Origin of the sequence: Algimonas porphyrae (assembly GCF_041429795.1) — a bacterium.
Lineage (GTDB): Bacteria > Pseudomonadota > Alphaproteobacteria > Caulobacterales > Maricaulaceae > Litorimonas > Litorimonas porphyrae.
Genome location: NZ_CP163424.1, coordinates 662,709 through 681,459, shown reverse-complemented (window position 1 = coordinate 681,459; position 18,751 = coordinate 662,709). Strand labels below are relative to the sequence as shown.

Sequence of the window (18,751 nt, the reverse complement as noted above, 5' to 3'; positions counted from 1 at the left end):
CCTTCGTTTCTCTGCCGCATTTGAGGCTGGTCCCTGCGGACCGCGCGTGAGCCAAGCATCCGGTCGCTGCACGTTCGCTGTGTCCGGTTAGGCCGCGGTATCCGCAGATGATGGGTCGCAGGCGCAGCAGACGAAACAGACTGATCACCGCGCGCGGGCTTCCGCCCAGCGTAAAATGGTATTGTTGTCTGTTTCCATCGCGAGGTGGAAGCCCGCGCCTCGTGTCGCTTTTCTTAGCGACGACAAGCTGTGTCAGGTCAATCCACCTGATCGCATAACCAGGCCTGCGCGAAGACGCGCTTCCTCAGTCGACCCGTGTCCATTCCTGTGTCTGGCAGAGAAAGGCGATGCAGCCTTTGACCTTCAGAATGTCCGGGTCGTCCTTGTCGAGGCGGATCGAGCTTTTATAGCTTTTGCCGTCTTCGGGATTATAGATGCGACCTTTCTTCCACTTGTCCTTATCGCGTTCGAACCCGTCCAGCATGGTCAGGCCGATGATCGGCTCGTCTCGCAGGGTGGGATCGGCATTATTGACGTCGGTTGTCGGCTCGCCTTCCGGGATGTCAGCCGTCTCGACCACGCCGCAAGGTGTGCCGGCCATCGGCCCCGCGCCGCAATCGGCGATGCGCACCGTGGCGGTTTCCTCCTCGGTCAGCCACAGACCGTAAACCGTATCGGACGCGGCCGCCGGCAGAGCACTGGCCAGCAGGCCGAGGCTGATCAGGCTGACGCTTATTGGGCGGGCGCTGCTAGGATGGAGACGGGTCATGAGGCACTCACGAAAAGGGCGGAATGGATATACCCGTCTTAGATCGGTCACAGGTGTCGCTGCAAATGACGTCCGCGTCAGGGGGCCAAAGCGAGGCCGGAGCGATCAGGGGGGCGATCAGGGATCGATCAACGTCTCGAGCAGGGCCTGATCCCAGCTGTTCCGGTCCGTGTCGAACAGGCCAAAGGTCGGGCTGGCGAAATCGAATGCGCACCAGCCCATGGCGTGATGTTCGGCCAGGCGGCGCAGAAGCCTGTTATAGGCTTGACGCTGGGCGGTGGGAGTCTCGGTGCTCGCGCCAAACTCGCCCAGCAGAACCGGCATATTGTGGCCGCCTGCAGCGCGGAAGCGGGCGACTTCGGCGAAGACATCGGCGATGTCGCGCTGGTCACGCGCCGTTCCCCAGCGCCGCGGAAAGGGCGGATAACCGGAAAACTCCATCGCCTGATGGGTAAAGGCGATCGGCTCGTAATAGTGAAAGGTCGTGATTACCCGCGGATCCGGGTCCGGTGCAAACCGCACCCCGTCGACGCCTTCGAACAACGGATAGGGATTGCCCCATTGCGAACTGCCCATCACGATCCAGCGGTCCGGATGATCGGCCCGGATCAGGCGGCTGAGTTGGCGATTGATCCGGTTCATGCGCGCAATACCGATCGGGTGGCTGTAATCCTGATCGACGACCCGCCCATTGTCTAACGTCACGGCCTCGAAATGCGGTTCGTTGAGCAGCTCGAAGATCAGCCCTGCGTCGCGGCCCTTGAAGTAGCGCGACAGTTGCGTCCAGATCGCTCTCAGCCGGGCTTCCTCCGCATCAGGACGACTGTTGAATTCATCGAAGTGATGGACATTCAGAATGACCTGCAGATCGCGGCGCATGGCCTCGGCGACATAGCGGTCGACGCGTGCCAGAAATGCCGGATCGATCCGGTAGTCAGGCCCCGGTCCCGTATAGGCGGACCATTTGACTGGCAGGCGGATCGTATCGAACCCGGCGGCGCGGATGCGCGAAAAATCGTCGACCCGGATCGTGTAGCCCCAATCCTCATCCGGCGGCGCTTCCAGCGCGGCCGCGACATTGATGCAGCGGCGGACGGGCTGCGCGTCAAAGGCCGGAGATTGGGACAGCGCCGGAATGTCCTGGGCAAGGTCTTGCGCGAAAGCGCGGTCTGGGTAGGACCCGGCCTTGCTCCAGCCTGTCAGTTCGCGGGCCAGGATCGCGATCGCCAGCAGCGAGACTGTGACGCTGATCAGCAAGGCTAGCCGGCTGAGTGGCGGGCGTGTCTGTACGGGACGAACCATGGGCAAGGCATAGCAGCAACTCTTGAGCAAAGCTTAAACGGATCACCGCCTTCCCGGCTTGACCGATGCGGAGATCTGACCTATCTCACTGCCAACAGCCGTCCGGCTGATCGATTGGACCTGCCGCATACTCTGGCAGCCAGTCGTAAGAAGGCCCAGCCTCTCCCTTATTGTCTAATGCCATCGGAAGTCCTTTCCGACCTCGGCCAGTTTTCAAAGATAGACCATGACCGTCGATACACCCGTAGACCAGCTCGAGACCATCTCGCTGGACGACCTCAAACAGATGAAACCCGGCGAACTGAACCGCTTCGCCGAAGAAGTCGGGATCAAGAATCCCGGCTCCATGCGCAAGCAGGATATTTTCTACCAAACCCTCAAGGATCTCGCCGAGCGCGATGTGCTGGTACGCGGTCGCGGCGTTCTGGAAGTGCTGCAGGACGGCTTCGGTTTCCTGCGCGCGCCGGAAGCCAATTACCTCGCCGGACCGGACGACATTTATGTGTCGCCCAAGATCATCCGCAAATTCGGCCTGCGCACGGGCGATACGATTTCCGGCATTCTCGACGCGCCGGAAGGCGATCAGCGCTATTTTGCTCTGAAGGAAGCCGAAGAGATCAACTTCTCGACGCCCGAACAGGCTCGGATGAAGGCGCATTTCGATAATCTGACGCCGCTCTATCCGGATGCGCGCCTGCAGATGGAAATCGAAGACCCGACCCTGAAAGATACGTCGGGCCGCGTCATCGACATCGTCGCGCCCATCGGCAAGGGCCAGCGCGCCCTGATCGTCGCCCCGCCGCGGACGGGTAAGACAGTACTGTTGCAGAACATCGCCCACTCGATCGAGCAGAACCATCCGGAATGTTATGTGCTCGTCCTGCTGATCGACGAACGCCCCGAGGAAGTGACCGACATGCAACGCTCCGTGAAGGGCGAGGTCGTCAGCTCGACCTTTGACGAGCCCGCCACACGCCACGTGCAGGTCGCCGAGATGGTGATCCAGAAAGCCAAGCGCTTGGTCGAGAGCGGCAAGGACGTCATCATCCTGCTCGACTCCATCACGCGTCTGGGACGCGCCTACAACACCGTTGTGCCGAGCTCCGGTAAGGTGCTGACGGGTGGTGTCGACGCCAATGCGCTGCAACGTCCGAAGCGCTTCTTCGGTGCCGCGCGGAATATCGAGGATGGCGGTTCGCTGACCATCATCGCCACTGCCCTGATCGAAACCGGATCCAAGATGGACGAAGTCATCTTTGAGGAATTCAAGGGCACAGGTAACTCAGAGATCATCCTCGACCGGAAAGTTGCCGACAAGCGCATCTTCCCGGCCATCGACGTTACCAAATCCGGCACGCGGAAAGAGGAGCTGCTGGTCCCGCCTGCCGAGCTGACCAAGACCTACATATTGCGCCGCATCCTCAACCCGATGGGCACGATGGACGCGATCGAATTCCTGCTTGGCAAGTTGAAGGACACGAAGACGAACTCGGAATTTTTCGACAGTATGAATACCTGATCGGCTGTCATCCCTGCTCTTAGCTTCGCTCGGCCGGGATGACAGAGCAATCCCCGCATCTCCAGACCAGTCCAGACTGGCGAGACGTCGCCTTGTCCGGCTCTGCTACAGACGACCGTTTATCAGGCGCATAATTCCGGAAAAATCCAGACCGCCCTCGCCCGCCGCTTCCATCAGCGCGTAGAGGCTTTCCGCCTGCGCACCGAGCGGTGTCGCGGCGCGCGCGGTCGTCGCCGCCTCCTTGGCCAGCCGCAGATCCTTGAGCATCATCGCAGCCGCAAATCCGGGTTGATAATCACGATTGCTAGGCGCGCTTTCGACCGGTCCTGGGGCCGGACAATAGCTTGTCATTGACCAGTTCTGGCCGGATGCCGTGCTGGAAATATCGAAGAAAGTCTGGGCGTCGAGACCCAGCTTATCCGCCAGATTGAACGCCTCGCACGTCCCGATCATGTGGATACCGAGCAGCATATTGTTGCAGATCTTGGCGACCTGACCATTGCCCGCATCGCCCGCGTGGAAGACGTTCTTGCCCATAATGTCGAGCAGCGGATTGGCACGCGCGAACGCGTCTTCGCTACCGCCGCACATGAAGGTCAGCGTCCCGTCAGCAGCCCCCTTCACTCCGCCGGACACGGGCGCGTCGATCATGTCGAAACCGCGTTCAGTCGCCTGCCCGATCACGGCACGGGCGCTGTCCACATCGACGGTGGAACAATCGATCATCAAAGTACCTTTGGCCGCATGGTCGAACACGTCCGAATAGACAGCCCGGACATGCTGTCCGGCCGGCAGCATCGTTACCACGACATCGGCACCAGCCACAGCCGCCGCGACCGTAGCCGCCTTGCTACAACCTGCATCGCAGGCTTTCGCGACCGCACTGTCGGACAGGTCAAAGGCTCGCACCGCATGATGTTTCGCCAGATTGGCAGCCATGCCGCCGCCCATATTCCCCAGTCCAATAAAAGCGATGATCATGGCAAGGCTCCTTCAAGCGTCCTGGCGTCGCAACAGCCGCCATCCCATCAGACAGAGCGTCAGAATGGCAACATTTCCGGCAAAATCCAGCCACATGAGGGGCGTGAACATTTTGGCGACGAACAGAAAGTAATAATTGAAAACGAAAAACGGGATCGATCCGACCAGACCAACCACCAGAAAGGTTCGGGCCTTGAATTCGGACAGAGCGATGACCGTACCGCACAGCACGGCCTGCGCTCCGAAACATCCCAGCAAAAGACGCGTCGTGGCGCTATTATGCTGAAACTCGGACAGCAAGGCGAGCCGCTCCACCGTTCCCGGGAACAGCAGGACCCATCCGCCGAGCGACAGAAAGACGAAGGCCAGCAGCAGCTGAATGCGCCAGGCGGTCATGACGATGCGGCCGCCATGGGGGCGCCAAATCCAATCAGGTTCCCCGCCGGGTCCCAGAGATGAAATTCCCGCATGCCGTGACCGGGCTGATCCTTCGGCGCGTCCTCGATCCGGCCCTTGCCGAGATCGAGCGTCGCCCATTCCGCGTGCAAGGCATCGACATCGGCCAGCTCGACATAGCAGGACGTGTTCTCCGCAATTCTGCGCTCGGCACAGGCCCAGAGGTGGATGCAGAGCTGCCCCCGGCGCACGATGGCATAATCGCCATAGGTTGCAGTCCGGAAACCGAGTCCGGCATACCAGTCAGCCGCCGCGACCGGATCGGGCGCTGCGAATTTCATCGCCGCGTGAGAATTTTCGAGCGGATCAGTCAAGGAATTGCTGCCGTGGATCGGCGACGGGACGGAACAGGCGTTCGATCTGCGCCTGCGTCACATCGGACAGAGCGTCATGCGACCAGCCCGGGTTGCGGTCCTTGTCGATCAGCTGTGCGCGGATGCCTTCATAGAAATCCTGCGTCGTGAGAAAATTCAGTGACAGGTCCAGTTCCTGCATCATGGCGGTCTGGAAATCCATCCCGCCGCCGCGTCGCATCGCCTCCAGCGTCGTGGCCAACGCGAGCGGACTTTTGCGCCGGATCAGCTTGGCCTGCTGGGCCGCCCAGGCGGAGCCGTCCGCATCCAGTGCGGCCAGGATTTCCGCGACAGTCTGCGCATCAAAGGCGCTGACACTGTCCGGTATCACATCGCCGTCCGGTGCTGCCGTTTCGAATTTGCTCAGCACGGCCTGGACATCGTCTGCACCGTCCAGCGCGTCCATCAGCGCGGCATGACGCTCCGTCGGAACGAAATGGGTGGCAATGCCGAGCGCCACGCATTGCGCCGGGCCGAGCCGCGCGCCCGTCAGGCCGAGCCAGTTGCCGACGGCGCGTCCAAGCCGCGGCAGAAAATAAGTCCCGCCGACGTCAGGGAAATAGCCAATCCCGGTTTCCGGCATCGCAAACAGGGTCGTATCGCCCGCCACGCGGAACCGTCCATGCACGGACAGGCCGACGCCCCCGCCCATGACAATCCCGTCGATCAGCGCAACATAGGGCTTGGCGTAACGGTGGATCAGCTCGTTCAGTGCATATTCCGTGCGCCAGAAGGCTTCTGCCCTCCCGTCTTTCGCCTTGCCGCTATCATGCAGCATGATCACATCTCCGCCGGCGCAGAAGGCCCGATCCCCAGCGCCGTCGACCACGACGGCCCTGACGCGGTCATCATCCAGCCAGCGAGTCAGTGCTTCCGTCATGGCGACACACATCTCCGTGGTCAGCGCATTGAGCGCCTTGGCCCGGTTAAGCGTGATCCGCCCGAGCGTGCCCTCGATGCGAGCGATGATCTGATCGGTCATGATATCTCCCTGATACCCCTTTCCCTTGAGAGAGAGGGTGCCGCGCAGCGGCGGGTGAGGGTGCTGAACGTTGATTGCAAGGCCGAGATCGGACGAACACCCTCATCCGACCGTCGGCCACCGTCTCCCTCAAGGGAGAAGGTGTTTTTCACTGCCTCAGCATGGCGCGGCTGATGATCACCCGCATGATGTCGTTCGTGCCTTCGAGGATCTGGTGGACGCGCAGGTCGCGCACGATGCGTTCAACCTGATAGTCGGCGAGATAGCCATAGCCGCCATGCACCTGCAGCGCATCATTGGCGATCTTGGAGCAGAGGTCGGTCGCGAACCGTTTGCCCATGGCGCAATATTTTCCCTTGTCCGGGAGGTTGTTGTCGATTGCGTCTGCGCCGCGATAGATCATCAGGCGCGAGGCTTCGAGCTCTGTCGCCATATCAGCGAGGCGGAATTGTGTGTTCTGGAAGTCGGCGATCGGCTGCCCGAACTGTTTGCGCTCCTTGGCATAGGATGTCGCCAGGTCCAGCGCCGCAGACGCGCCGCCGAGCGAGCAGGCCCCGATATTGACGCGGCCGCCGTCGAGCCCGGCCATGGCAAAGCGAAAACCGTCGCCTTCGGCCCCGACCCGGTTGGCGGCAGGGATGCGCGCATCGTCGAAAATGACCTGCGCTGTGGGCTGCGCATTCCAGCCCATCTTGCGCTCATTCGCGCCGAAGCTGACGCCCGGCATGTCCTTGTCGACCACGAAGCAGGACACACCGCGCGCACCATCATCAGACGTCCGGGCCATGACGACATAGACGTCCGACCAGCCCGCGCCGGAGATGAACTGCTTATTGCCGTTCAGCACATAATCATCGCCCCCCTGACTATTTTTGGCCCTCACCGCCTTGGTCGAGAGCGACGCAGCGTCCGATCCGGCCCCTGGCTCGGTCAGGCAGTAGGACGCGATCAGCTCACCCGCGACAAGCTTCGGCACATAGCGCGCCTTGAGGTCGTCATCGGCGAAGGTCGCGATCATCCAGGTCGCCATATTGTGGATGGTCATCATCGCCGTGTGCGACACATCGCCCGCCGCCAGCTGTTCGAACACGATCGCGGATGCGAGACGCGACAGCCCCGTTCCGCCATCGTCTTCCGGGACATAGATACCGAGAAAGCCCAGTGCAGCCGCCTTCTCGAAGACGCTGCGGTCGAGAAACTTTTCCCGGTCCCATTTTTCCGCATGCGGCGCGAGCTCGCTGGCCGCAAAGCTCGCCGCCATATCGCGGATCATCGTCAGGTCTTCGGTGAGTTGGAAGTGCATCGGTCTACCCGAAATGCGGAATAATGAAGGCTGAATCCTCCGTTTCGCCTTCGGGCCACCTCTGCGTCACCGTCTTCACCTTGGTGTAGAAGCGCAGACCTTCCATACCGTACTGGTTGGCATCGCCGAAGGCGGAGCGCTTCCAGCCACCGAAACTGTGATAGCTGACTGGGACCGGGATCGGGACGTTGATACCGACCATGCCGACTTCGACACGGTCTGCGAATTCACGCGCAACGCGGCCATTGGCGGTGAAGATACAGACGCCGTTGCCATATTGATGCTCGGACGGCAGGCGCAGAGCCTCTTCGAAATCACTGGCGCGCACGATCTGCAGGACGGGACCGAAGATTTCCTCATGATAGGTTGCCATGTCTGGCGTGACGTCGTCCAGCAAGGTCGGGCCGATGAAGAAGCCGTCTTCGTGACCCTGCAGGGTGAAGCCACGGCCATCGACCACCACGGTTGCGCCTTCGGCCTCGGCCTGATCGATCAGGCTTTCAACCTTGTCCTTGTGAGCCTGTGTCACGACGGGGCCATAATCAGCCTCCGCATCCGTGCTGACCCCGACCCGAAGCGCATTGAGCTTCGGCATGAAGGCCTCAAGGAAGCGATCTGCCGTCCCCTCACCCACTGGCACCACGACCGGTAGCGCCATGCAGCGTTCGCCCGCCGAGCCGTAGGCCGCACCGAGAATGTCCTTGGCCGCCTGTTCCATATTGGCGTCGGGCATGATGATGCCGTGGTTCTTCGCCCCGCCCATACATTGCGCGCGCTTGCCGTTGGCCGTGGCTCCGGCATACACATATTGCGCGATATCCGACGAACCGACAAAGCTGACCGCCTTGATGTCCGCATGCGCCAGGATTGCGTCGACGACCGTCTTGTCGCCATTGACGACGTTGAGTAGCCCCTTCGGGCCGCCCGCTTCGACGAACAGTTCGGCCAGCCGCATCGGCACGGACGGATCCTTCTCGGACGGTTTTAGGATACAGGCATTGCCGGTCGCGATCGCCATGCCGAACATCCACATCGGGATCATGGCGGGAAAGTTGAACGGGGTGATGCCCGCGACCACGCCCAGTGGCTTGCGCATGGAATAGACGTCGATTTCCGGACCCGCACCATAAGTATGCTCGCCCTTCTGCGCATGCGGCACGCCGCAGGCAAATTCGATCACGTCGAGCCCGCGCATCACATCGCCGCGACTATCTGCGAGGACCTTGCCATGTTCGCGCGAGAGCAGTTCGGCCAGTTCGTCAATATGCTGCTCGACCAGCGCCTTATAGGCGAACAGCACGCGGGAACGGCGCTGCGGATTGGTCTGAGCCCAGACGGTTTGCGCCGCCACGGCCGAGGCGACAGCCTGGTCGAGTTCGCCGTCCGTAGCCAGCGCCACCCGCGCCTGAACCGCGCCCGTATTAGGATCATAGATGTCGTGCAGACGCTCACTGGTCCCGGCGACGTGCGCCCCGTCGATGAAATGTCCAATGGTATTCATGGCAGAAATCCTTTCGGGCGGTGCGTGTCACAGACAGGCCGGGCAAGACAAGGGGGCGAACCCGCCACATGGCGGAATGACGGCCCCCTCACACGGCCTGTGGCAGGCCATCGCCATAGCGATCTTGCTTATTCGCGCAAGCCACGACCCCGTGCGAAGCCGGGGACAGGATCAGTTTATCGTGCGGTCTGCGGCCTGTGCTCAGGCCGATGGCCTGTCATCAGCCGGTGGTCCTAGTCGACGCAAAGACCGGGCCCGGCCTGGCCCTGGCTGACTTCGGAGAAGCAGCCGAACGGATTATCTGTTTTCTGGCAGACGCCTGTCGCCGCGGCCCCGTTCGGGACGCTGACATCGGCCCGGCACTGGCCTTCGCACTGGCTCGAGTCCGTACAGCTCTGCCCGCCGTCGGAATAGCGGATCGTGCACCGCTCCGCACCGAGCAGACCAGCGCGTTCGACAAAGCCGCCGCGATCCGCGCAGCGCGCGCGTTCAGCCGGGCTCAGCGTGCCCTCAACGACAGGGGGGCTGACGGGCTCCCGTTCGAACCCGGTCAGTGTAAACACTTCGCGCAGGGGTTCGCCCGCCACGGATGCACGCACCAGCGCGTCGGCAGGTCTGAGTTCGATCAAGACGTCGCGAAGCGGGTCTATCAGGAAGAGCGATTCCGTATCCGAGCCCGCCACCGTGAAGTGATAGGCCGGGCCGTCCGCCGTGATTTCGCGCCAGGCCCGGTCCGAGACGCGCTCGAACGCGCCTGTCGCATGTTTGGCATATTTCAGCGCTTGCGGGCTCGGTGCCGAACTGACCGGCGGTTGCGGAGCGGGAATCGGGGCCGGGATTGGAGATGGAATGGGTGCTGGAACAGGTTGCGGTTCGGGGACAGGCGCAGGCTGACCAGCCAGCGGCGGATGGCCGATCACGACTTCGGTCGGCGGAGCAGGCGGAACCGGTACGGGCGCAGGCGCGGGTGCCGGAGCGGGCACTGCCATAGCCTCATACAGCTCGACATCTGTGACAGTGTAGATCTTGGCCATCGGGTGCCCGGGCCATTCGCCCAGTACAGTCTTGGCATTCAGATCAACCCGCAGGCGGACTTTCTGTTCGGCACCCTGCAGTTCGATCACGGAGCCGTTAAAGCCGGTCTCGAAAAACTCGTAATTGATCGTGCCGTCATTCTTCTTTTCCAGCCAGCGCCCGGGTTGCTCGGCGCTATTGTCGAGATAGCCGCCGCGGAACTGGATTTTATCAATGTGACCCGCATTGCCCTGCAAGGGCGCGCTGGACTGCGCCACCGTCGCCGAATGGATGGCAAAAGCTGACAGCAGCATGAAAAGCCACGGTAAGAATGTGCGAAGATTGGCCATTATCTGTCCCTTCCAGCGGCGCGTCGGTCGACACACCACAACATATCGCACTGTTCTAATGCAATTATCTTACCGCATTGCAAATCTGGCTGCTCGCAAGCGCCATCAACGCTCTCATCACCCAGCTCTTTCTCACTGTCATCCCGGCTAAGGCGCTCGCACCGGCCCGCCACACCGAGGGTTATGCCCCCCTCGTGTCCGTGACGGACGAGAGTAAGAAAGCATGGAAATGGGAGGGAGTGGATCGAGTCGTGGAGGCTTCTTGTACAAGATTGAAATAGCGGGCGCCCTAACGCGATAAGCGGGGATTAAGTGAAATTGCCAGCTTCTGGACGCTGTGAACGGGGACCAGCCCGCTGCGATGTGGCTGTCCGCCAGATCTTGCCAAGTGCGTGGTAGGGGGAGAGGGACTTGAACCCCCAACCAACCCGTTATGAGCGGGTGGCTCTAACCAATTGAGCTATCCCCCCATTGCCACGATCATCAGCCCGCAGCGCTAGGCGAGCAGCCGTCTAACGCAGTCCGCCCAGCCGTCCAAGAGGGACTTGCGGGTCTTTTCAGCCATATCCGGTTCAAACAGTCGGTCGCGCTGCCACAGGGCGGACAGATCATCCAGATTGGCGACCATGCCTGCACCAAGCATCGCCAGATAGGCCGCCCCCATGGCCGTCGTTTCCAGAACCTTCGGGCGTTCGACGGGCAGGTTCAACACGTCGGATAGATGGCCGACCATCCAGTCATTGGCGACCATACCGCCATCGACGCGCAGACTTTTTGGATGGGCTCCATCCTTGGCCATGGCGGCGAACAGATCATGCGTCTGATAGACGACGCTCTCCACCGTGGCGCGCACAACCGCGTCCCGACCCGTATTACGGGTCAGGCCGAACAGCGCGCCGCGCACGTCCGGTTCCCAATAGGGCGCGCCCAGTCCGGTAAAGGCCGGAACCAGATAAACCCCCTGATTGGAGTTCAGCCCTTCGCAGATCGCCTGCGTTTCCGCCGCATGGTCGACCAATTTCATTTCGTCGCGCAGCCATTGCACGCCCGCACCGGCGATGAAGATCGAGCCTTCCAGCGCATAGGCCGTCTGCCCGTCAATCCGGTAAGCAATGGTGGAGAGCAATTTATTGTCCGATGTCAGGCACTGATCGCCCGTATTCAGAATGACGAAACAGCCCGTGCCATAGGTGGATTTGATGTCGCCCGGCGCAAAGCAGAGCTGGCCGATGGCTGCGGCCTGCTGATCCCCCGCCACGCCGCGGATCGGGATGCCGTTCCAGCGACCATAATCCGCAACACAGTCGCGCACATCGGGCAGGCCGGAATCCGGCACACCGAACAGGGCCAGCAATTCCTCGTCCCAGAGATTGTCGCGGATATTGTAAAGATTAGTCCGGCTGGCATTGGTCGCGTCCGTCGCATGGACTGCACCTCCGGTCAGTCGCCAGATCAGAAAACTCTCGACAGTTCCGAAACAGAGTTCGCCCGCCTCGGCGCGCGTGCGGGCGCCATCGACAGTGTCCAGTATCCAGGCGATCTTGGTCGCGCTGAAATAGGGATCATGCAGCAGGCCGGTCTTGGCCTGCAATTGCGCGACCGGTATCGCGGCTGCCAGCGCGCGGCACCGCTCTGCCGTGCGCCGGTCCTGCCAGACGATGGCATTATAGAGGCATTTGCCGGTTTCGCGGTCCCAGACCAGTGTCGTCTCGCGCTGGTTCGTGATGCCGATCGCCACGGGTTCGTGCCCCGCCGCCTCGCACCAGTCATGGCAGGCGCGCAGGGTCCGCTCGACCGTGGCCCAGATCGCTTCCGGATCATGTTCGACCCAGCCATCAGCGGGATAGATTTGCGGGAACTCTTCCTGCGCCGCATGCAGGATCCGTCCGTCCGCGCTGACGACGAGTGTGCGGGAACTCGTCGTGCCCTGATCGATGGAAAGTATGACGTCTGACATGGCGCCATCCTAGCGCGCCACAGCAGCGCGGCAAGCGTCCTGTCATTGCGATCCTCCCAGCGAGCCGTTAGGCGCAAGGCCATGGAAGGATGGCCGATACCGTTCTGGGGCTTTGTCGAAACGTTTGCCGGACTGAGCGCGATTATCATTGCGCGCTATTTCGCGATCGTTGCGCCGATCCACTGGGCGCTGTGGAAACGCACACCGACGCGGGCGCGCCGTCTGTCACGGCGCGATCCGACACGCGCCACTATTCGCAACGAAATCAGGCTCTCGACGATCAGCGCCTTCATCTACGCCTTTCCGGCGGCAGTCGTGCTGGAAATGTGGAAAGCTGGAGGTACGGCGATTTATTCGGGCCTGCCGCAGGGTCTGGGCGAATGGTTATGGCTCCCGCTCAGCGCCGCGCTCTATCTGTTCGCGCAGGACACGTGGTTCTATTTCAGCCATCGCCTGATGCATCATCCGAAACTGTTCAGACATACACATGCCGGTCATCACCGCAGTGTGCAGCCGACCCCATGGGCGAGCTTTTCATTCGATCCAGTCGAAGCGGCTAGCATGGCCTGGCTGCTACCCGTTATGGCGCTGATCCTGCCGATCCACTGGGTCACCGCGCTGATGATCCTGATGCTGATGACGATCAACGCCGTGTTCAATCATGCCGGCTGGGAGGTCTATCCGAAGCGCTGGATCCAGGGCTGGTGGGGTCGGCATATCATCACGGCAAGCCATCATAATCTGCATCATACGAAATTCACCGGAAATTACGGGCTCTATTTCCGCTTCTGGGACAAGGTGATGGGGACGGACCGGGGGCTAGTCGGGGAAACCATCAAGCCAAATCCGGTACCCGTCGCGGCAGAGTAGATTAAGTCTTTTTCGGTGGCATGGGGAAGAAGCTGGATGTCCGCTCAACATAGTCGCGGTAGGCGGGGCGCTTCTTCAGTTTGCGCTCCAGCAGGTCCCGACCGGACACACGCATCAGCAGGATCGTCATGATGATCGGCCCGAAAATGCTGATCCAGCCCAGCGGGGCCTGACATGCCGCGACAAAAATCCCCCACCAGAGCAGCGCATTGCCGAAATAGTTGGGGTGACGCGTATAGCGCCACAGCCCGGTATCGAGAACGGGCTTGTCCTCATAGGGGCCGTCATAATCAGCATTGCGGCGCAGGAAGGCGGCGAGTTGCGCGTCGCCGATGGCTTCGAACAGGGTTCCGGTCAGCCACATGAGCGCACCGATAATGGCGAGAGGACCGATCGCCGTTTCGCGACCGAAGGCAAAGGCGATCCAGACGGGCGCGGACACAATCAGGATCAGCAAGCCCTGCCCCCAGAAAATGCTCAGCAGCGCGCGTAAGCGCCACGTCATTTCCGCCAGTCCGGAGCGTTTACGCATGGCGACGTAGCGGCCATCTTCGCCGTGTCCCAGATTGCGCTTTGCCAGATAGGCTGTCAGGCGCAGTCCCCAGATAATCGGCATCAGACCCATCAGCCAGAGATAGGGGCTGATTTCCCCGCCGGAGGCCCGGTTGGCGAGCCACAGACAGGCCGCTCCGACCACGGCAAAGCCGAAACCCCAGAAGATATCGATGATGGACGCGTCTTTCATCAGCAGGCTGATCAGCCAGACCAGCGTGACCGCTCCGAAGATCAGAATGGCGATATGGGCGAGATAGACGAGTGCAAGCATAGGCTCGCTTAACATGGGCGGGGCGACACGGGCAAAAAAGCTTGGTCTGTCATGAGCGGCAAATTGTGGCATGGAAGCATTCAGGGAGACGAACCGTCATGCAAATTCAGAACAGCCGGCCCGCCACGGGCATCGATGAGGCGATCAACCGCGCAGTTCAGCCGCTGACGGACGCCGTGTCGGGCTTCATCTTCTATTCGGTACCGATCGGCGATGCCGAAGTACCGCTGATCGTGGTGTGGCTGATCGTCGGGGCCGTTTTCTTTACGGTCTATCTCGGTTTCATCAACATTCGCGGTTTCCGGCATGCTTTGCGGATCGTCAGCGGGCGGGAGGATGCCCATCATGGCCCCGGCGAAATCTCCCACTTCCAGGCGCTCACAGCCGCCGTATCCGGCACGGTCGGGATCGGCAATATTGCCGGGGTCGCGATCACCGTCTCCATCGGTGGGCCGGGCGCGATCTTCTGGCTGATCGTGGCCGGGCTGGTCGGAATGACGACGAAATTCGTGGAATGTACGCTGGGCGTCAAATACCGGCAGGTGGCGGAAGACGGGACCGTCTCCGGTGGGCCGATGTATTATCTGCGCGCCGGGCTGGAACGCCGCGGCTGGCCGAAACTGGGGCGCTTTCTCGGCCTGTTCTATGCGGTCAGCATCGTCATTGGCTGTCTGGGCATCGGCAACATGTTCCAGAGCAATCAGGCCTATGGGCAACTGCTCTATGTCACGGGCGGGGAGACCGGACCGTTAGAGGGTCTGGGTTGGCTGGTCGGGATCATTCTGGCCGTGATCGTCGGCGTCGTCATTGTCGGCGGCATCAAGTCCATCGCCCGGGTAACCGTCAAGCTGGTTCCCTTCATGATCGGGATCTATATTATCGGCGCGTTGATCGTGATCGGGCTGAATGCGCAGGCTCTGCCGGGCGCTGTCGCTGCGATCGTGACCGGGGCGTTTACGCCTTCGGGCGTCACAGGCGGCTTTCTCGGTGCCATGATCATCGGCTTCCAGCGCGCCGCCTTCTCCAATGAAGCCGGGATCGGCTCCGCCGCCATCGCGCACTCTGCTGTCACGACATCCGATCCACTGACCGAGGGGTTTGTCAGCCTGCTGGAACCGTTCATCGACACGGTCGTGGTCTGCACCCTGACCGGTCTGGTTCTGGTGACGGCCTTTCCGACCGAAACGCTCATGGGCGGCGGGGTCGCCGGGATCGAGATGACCTCGGCAGCCTTCGCCAATTCCATTCCCTGGTCGCCCGTGCCGCTATCGATCGCGGCTATCCTGTTTGCGGTATCGACCATGCTGGCCTGGGCCTATTACGGCACCAAGGGCTGGACCTATATTTTCGGAGAAAGCCGCAAGACCAATCTGACCTTCAGTTTGATCTTCTGTGCCTTCATCGCGCTGGGCGCAGCAGTGCAGCTGGGCGCCATTTTGGACTTCGCCGACGCGCTGATCTTCGTCATGGCGATACCGAACCTGATCGGGCTCTATATCATGGCGCCAGAAGTGAAACGCGACCTGAAAGTCTATTGGGCCGCCCGGAAATAGGAGAGCGAAGCTAAAGCCTGTTGCGGATGATCCGGCGTCGTTCGACGGAGCTGGGTATATTCATCACGTCGCGATATTTGGCGACGGTCCGGCGCGCAATGTCGATCCCGTGCGCGCGAAGCAGTTCGACGATCCGGTCGTCCGATTTGACGCTTTTCACATCGGTTTCCTCGTCGACCAGCGTCTGAATGCGGTGACGGACGGACTCCGCACTGTGTCCCTCTCCGCCCGACGTGGATGGAATTGACGCGGTGAAGAAGAATTTCAGCTCGACCATGCCGCGCGGCGTGGCCATGAACTTGCCCGTCGTAACCCGGCTGACCGTGGATTCGTGCATTTCGATCGCTTCGGACACATCCTTGAGTTTGAGCGGGCGCATATGATCGACGCCGTAGGCGAAGAATGCATCCTGCTGCCGGACGATTTCGCTGGCGACCTTCAGGATCGTGCGGGCCCGTTGATCGAGTGATTTGACCAACCAGCTTGCGGTCTGATGACAGTCGGACAGAAATTCCCGCGCCGTTTCATCGTCGCCGGACGCCGCCTTGATTTCGCGGTAATAGCGCTTGTTGACCAGCACGCGCGGCAGCGTGTCGGAATTCAGTTCGACCGCCCAGCCGCCTTGCGGCGTTTCACGCACATAGACATCGGGTTCAACACCAGAGACGGCACTGCCGCCAAAGGCAAAACCCGGCTTCGGTGACAGAGACCGCAGATGCAGGATACGGGTCTTGAGCCCATCAATATCGATTTGGCATAGCTTGGCCAGTTTGGGCAGGTCATGCCGGGCCAGCAGATCCAGATTATCGAGCATGATCCGGTTGGCATCGTCGAGATGACCAGTTTCCGCCAGCTGCATCGACAGGCATTCCGGCAAGCTGCGGGCGAAGACGCCGGTCGGCTCCAACGTCTGCAGCTGGGTAATGACCGAGCTGATACGCGCTGACGAGACACCTAGCGACAGGGCCAAGGCCTCGGTTTCTTCGCGTAGATAACCGCCGTCATCAATCAGATTGACCAGATAGTCCGCGACCGGGCGGTCCGTAGGACACAGGGACAGATGAGCAAACTGGCGCCGCAGATGATCCTGCAACGTCACTTCGGCCGCGGCATTGGCAGCGGCGTCATAAACATCCGACAGTGGACGGCCGGACCCGGCCCCCTTGTTGAAATCGATCGAACCGCCAACATCGGCCGCCGGACCGCCGATACGGTCAGCCGCACTGTCATCGGAAATACTGTGATCCGGAACATCCAGTTCGGTCTGCGCCGCCGCCGGGACATTCATGTCGAGCGTTGTCTCGGATGCAGCGACCGTGACGGGTTCGTCTTCACCGCGACGGTTCTCATCGCCCGTACCACGTTCCAGCAGAGGGTTCTTTTCAACCTGATCCTCAACGAAGGCCGCCAGCTCCAGATTGGAGAGTTGCAGCAGCTTGATCGCCTGCTGCAATTGCGGTGTCATGGCCAGACTTTGCGTCTGCCGTGCAACGATTTTGGGCGCTAGCGCCATGCCCGATCCTCTTCCCATTCATCGTGCCAACCTCATAAATGGGTCGGCTTGGGACGATGCTTTAGGGTCGGAGCCTTAGGATGGCGCTAAGCGACAGGGTTAGCAAAGCCTTGCAATCGGGGTCAGCGCTGGCGTCTCGCGCCTCCCCTTGCCCTACCCCTGGCTCCGCGACGGCCCTTCGTTCCCGCCTCGACTGGGGGATTGACTAGCGGTCCAAGAGCCGCCTCAAGGCTGGCACGGGTTGGGCGCGGACCGGGAGCGCCGCGTTCCAGATAGGCGTCGATCGACCGGCGCATGGCGGCGACATGTTCCGGCGCATTGCCGCAGCAGCCGCCAATGATCCGCACACCTGCATCGGCGGCAAGCTGCGCATAATCATACATCAGCTCCGGCGTGCCGGAATAGACAGTCTCCTTGCCCAGCACGGTCGGAATACCGCAATTGGCCTTGCCGACCACGACCGCGTCGGGATTGGCGGCCGTCATGTCGAGCGCGCCGAGCAGCAGATCGGACGCTCCGACGCCGCAATTCGAACCGACGGCCAGCGGCTGTTCGGACAGCGCCGCCGTGATGCCGTGAATGTCGCCGGGCGCGACCCCCATCATCGTCTTGCCAGCCGTGTCGAAACTCGCCGTGAAGACGTAAGGCATGCCGCAATTGATCGCGGCTTGCGCAGCGGCCTGAATCTCTTCCGCCGCCGACATGGTTTCGATCCAGATCACGTCGGCACCGCCGTCGCGCAGGCCTTCGATCTGTGTCGAAAAGGCGGCAACGGCACTGTCCATCGTCATCTCACCCATCGGCGCGAACAGTTCGCCCGTCGGTCCGACGGACCCGGCCACGACGACGGGGCGATCGGCGGCTGCGGCCACGCGGCCCGCAATCTCGGCCCCGGCCTTGTTGATGGCGTAGGTGTCGTCCTGTGCGTCATGCAGTTTCAGACGCGGCGCATTGGCCCCGAACGTATTGGTCAGGATAATGTCGGATCCGGCGTCGACAAATTGTCGGTGTAGCGTCTCCGGTTTGGTTGGCTCGGTCAGGTTCCAGATGTCCGGCGGGAAGCCAGGCTCCAGCCCCATATGCATGAAGTTGGTGCCGGTCGCGCCGTCGGCCAGAAGCAGTGGGGTCTGCCGCAATAGATCATATAAAGAAATTCGCATATCCGCCCTCTAGGCGCTTGTGCCGCGCTGTCAAAGACTTTAGGCGCAGCCCCGTTCCGGTCGCTCTTAACGAGCGTGAATAGGGAACGGGGTTCAAATCCTCGACAGCGCCCGCTGCCGTGTTTGGCGAGGGTCGCCGCAAACGCCACTGGTTTCACAACTGGGAAGGCGCGGTGATCCACCTCTGATTATTGTCAGGGAGAGCCATCAGTCGGAAGACCTGCCGAAACAAGTCGCCAGCGCGCGCGGGCGGGGTCGACCGATGCGCATGGATGATGGGGATGAGCCCCGTCTTTCAATGACGACGTCTTTTGCAAACACGTGTGCGCCGGAAGGGCCACG

16 protein-coding genes, 1 tRNA gene and 1 riboswitch are annotated in these 18,751 nt (G+C 61.4%); of the genes, 3 read left to right on the top strand and 14 right to left on the bottom strand.

Annotated elements, in window-relative coordinates:
* Positions 1–304 precede the first annotated feature (304 nt).
* Positions 305–769 (bottom strand): DUF2147 domain-containing protein, encoded by a 465-nt coding sequence (locus tag AB6B39_RS03330; RefSeq protein ID WP_284371793.1) that lies wholly within the window; start codon positions 767–769, stop codon positions 305–307.
* A gap of 117 nt (positions 770–886) precedes the next feature.
* A complete protein-coding gene (locus AB6B39_RS03325; protein WP_284371791.1) occupies positions 887–2,071 on the bottom strand; it encodes a glycoside hydrolase family 5 protein in 1,185 nt (394 codons plus the stop codon).
* Positions 2,072–2,297: 226 nt separating this feature from the next.
* Here AB6B39_RS03325 and rho point away from each other — a divergent pair, with 226 nt between their 5' ends.
* Entirely contained in the window at positions 2,298–3,590 is a 1,293-nt protein-coding gene (gene rho / locus AB6B39_RS03320; RefSeq protein WP_348520170.1) for a transcription termination factor Rho, read from the top strand.
* A 105-nt stretch (positions 3,591–3,695) separates the two neighbouring features.
* Here the strand turns inward: rho and mmsB are convergent, their stop codons facing one another.
* From mmsB to glpK, 9 genes are all read right to left on the bottom strand, one after another.
* On the bottom strand, positions 3,696–4,571 hold the full coding sequence (gene mmsB / locus AB6B39_RS03315) for a 3-hydroxyisobutyrate dehydrogenase (protein WP_284371789.1): 876 nt from the start codon (positions 4,569–4,571) through the stop codon (positions 3,696–3,698).
* Between the two features lie 12 nt (positions 4,572–4,583).
* The gene (locus AB6B39_RS03310) at positions 4,584–4,967 is read right to left on the bottom strand and encodes a hypothetical protein (protein ID WP_284371787.1); all 384 of its coding nucleotides are present in this window, start codon (positions 4,965–4,967) and stop codon (positions 4,584–4,586) included.
* Positions 4,964–5,341 carry a VOC family protein gene (locus tag AB6B39_RS03305; protein ID WP_284371785.1) on the bottom strand — a complete coding sequence of 126 codons (378 nt, stop codon included), beginning with the start codon at positions 5,339–5,341 and terminating at the stop codon, positions 4,964–4,966. The genes AB6B39_RS03310 and AB6B39_RS03305 overlap by 4 nt, the downstream gene beginning before the upstream one ends.
* The gene (locus AB6B39_RS03300; protein ID WP_284371783.1) at positions 5,334–6,362 is read right to left on the bottom strand and encodes an enoyl-CoA hydratase/isomerase family protein; all 1,029 of its coding nucleotides are present in this window, start codon (positions 6,360–6,362) and stop codon (positions 5,334–5,336) included. Before AB6B39_RS03300 ends, AB6B39_RS03305 begins: the two co-directional genes overlap by 8 nt.
* Positions 6,363–6,510: 148 nt before the next feature.
* Positions 6,511–7,665, bottom strand: a complete 1,155-nt coding sequence (locus AB6B39_RS03295; RefSeq protein WP_284371781.1) for an acyl-CoA dehydrogenase family protein — start codon at positions 7,663–7,665, stop codon at positions 6,511–6,513.
* A 4-nt stretch (positions 7,666–7,669) separates the two neighbouring features.
* Positions 7,670–9,166 carry a CoA-acylating methylmalonate-semialdehyde dehydrogenase gene (locus AB6B39_RS03290; protein ID WP_284371778.1) on the bottom strand — a complete coding sequence of 499 codons (1,497 nt, stop codon included), beginning with the start codon at positions 9,164–9,166 and terminating at the stop codon, positions 7,670–7,672.
* Between the two features lie 233 nt (positions 9,167–9,399).
* The gene (locus tag AB6B39_RS03285; protein ID WP_284371776.1) at positions 9,400–10,530 is read right to left on the bottom strand and encodes a hypothetical protein; all 1,131 of its coding nucleotides are present in this window, start codon (positions 10,528–10,530) and stop codon (positions 9,400–9,402) included.
* Positions 10,531–10,923: 393 nt separating this feature from the next.
* A tRNA-Ile gene (locus AB6B39_RS03280) sits at positions 10,924–11,000 on the bottom strand.
* Positions 11,001–11,026: 26 nt separating this feature from the next.
* Complete coding sequence (gene glpK / locus AB6B39_RS03275; protein WP_284371773.1) at positions 11,027–12,487, bottom strand: glycerol kinase GlpK; 1,461 nt, start codon at positions 12,485–12,487, stop codon at positions 11,027–11,029.
* Between the two features lie 81 nt (positions 12,488–12,568).
* On the opposite strand from glpK, the gene AB6B39_RS03270 reads away from it, so the two are divergent.
* The gene (locus AB6B39_RS03270) at positions 12,569–13,357 is read left to right on the top strand and encodes a sterol desaturase family protein (RefSeq protein WP_284371772.1); all 789 of its coding nucleotides are present in this window, start codon (positions 12,569–12,571) and stop codon (positions 13,355–13,357) included.
* 1 nt (position 13,358) lies between these two features.
* Here the strand turns inward: AB6B39_RS03270 and AB6B39_RS03265 are convergent, their stop codons facing one another.
* Positions 13,359–14,183, bottom strand: a complete 825-nt coding sequence (locus AB6B39_RS03265) for a DUF1295 domain-containing protein (protein WP_284371770.1) — start codon at positions 14,181–14,183, stop codon at positions 13,359–13,361.
* Between the two features lie 98 nt (positions 14,184–14,281).
* Between AB6B39_RS03265 and AB6B39_RS03260 the strand changes: the two genes are divergently transcribed.
* A complete protein-coding gene (locus AB6B39_RS03260; protein WP_284371768.1) occupies positions 14,282–15,736 on the top strand; it encodes an alanine/glycine:cation symporter family protein in 1,455 nt (484 codons plus the stop codon).
* Positions 15,737–15,746: 10 nt separating this feature from the next.
* Here the strand turns inward: AB6B39_RS03260 and rpoN are convergent, their stop codons facing one another.
* Together rpoN and bmt are read right to left on the bottom strand one after the other, a co-directional pair.
* Positions 15,747–17,249, bottom strand: coding sequence for an RNA polymerase factor sigma-54 (gene rpoN, locus AB6B39_RS03255; protein WP_284371766.1), 1,503 nt, complete (start codon positions 17,247–17,249; stop codon positions 15,747–15,749).
* A gap of 122 nt (positions 17,250–17,371) precedes the next feature.
* The gene (bmt, locus tag AB6B39_RS03250) at positions 17,372–18,409 is read right to left on the bottom strand and encodes a betaine--homocysteine S-methyltransferase (RefSeq protein WP_284371763.1); all 1,038 of its coding nucleotides are present in this window, start codon (positions 18,407–18,409) and stop codon (positions 17,372–17,374) included.
* 40 nt (positions 18,410–18,449) lie between these two features.
* Positions 18,450–18,652: riboswitch (cobalamin riboswitch) on the top strand.
* Positions 18,653–18,751: the final 99 nt, after the last annotated feature.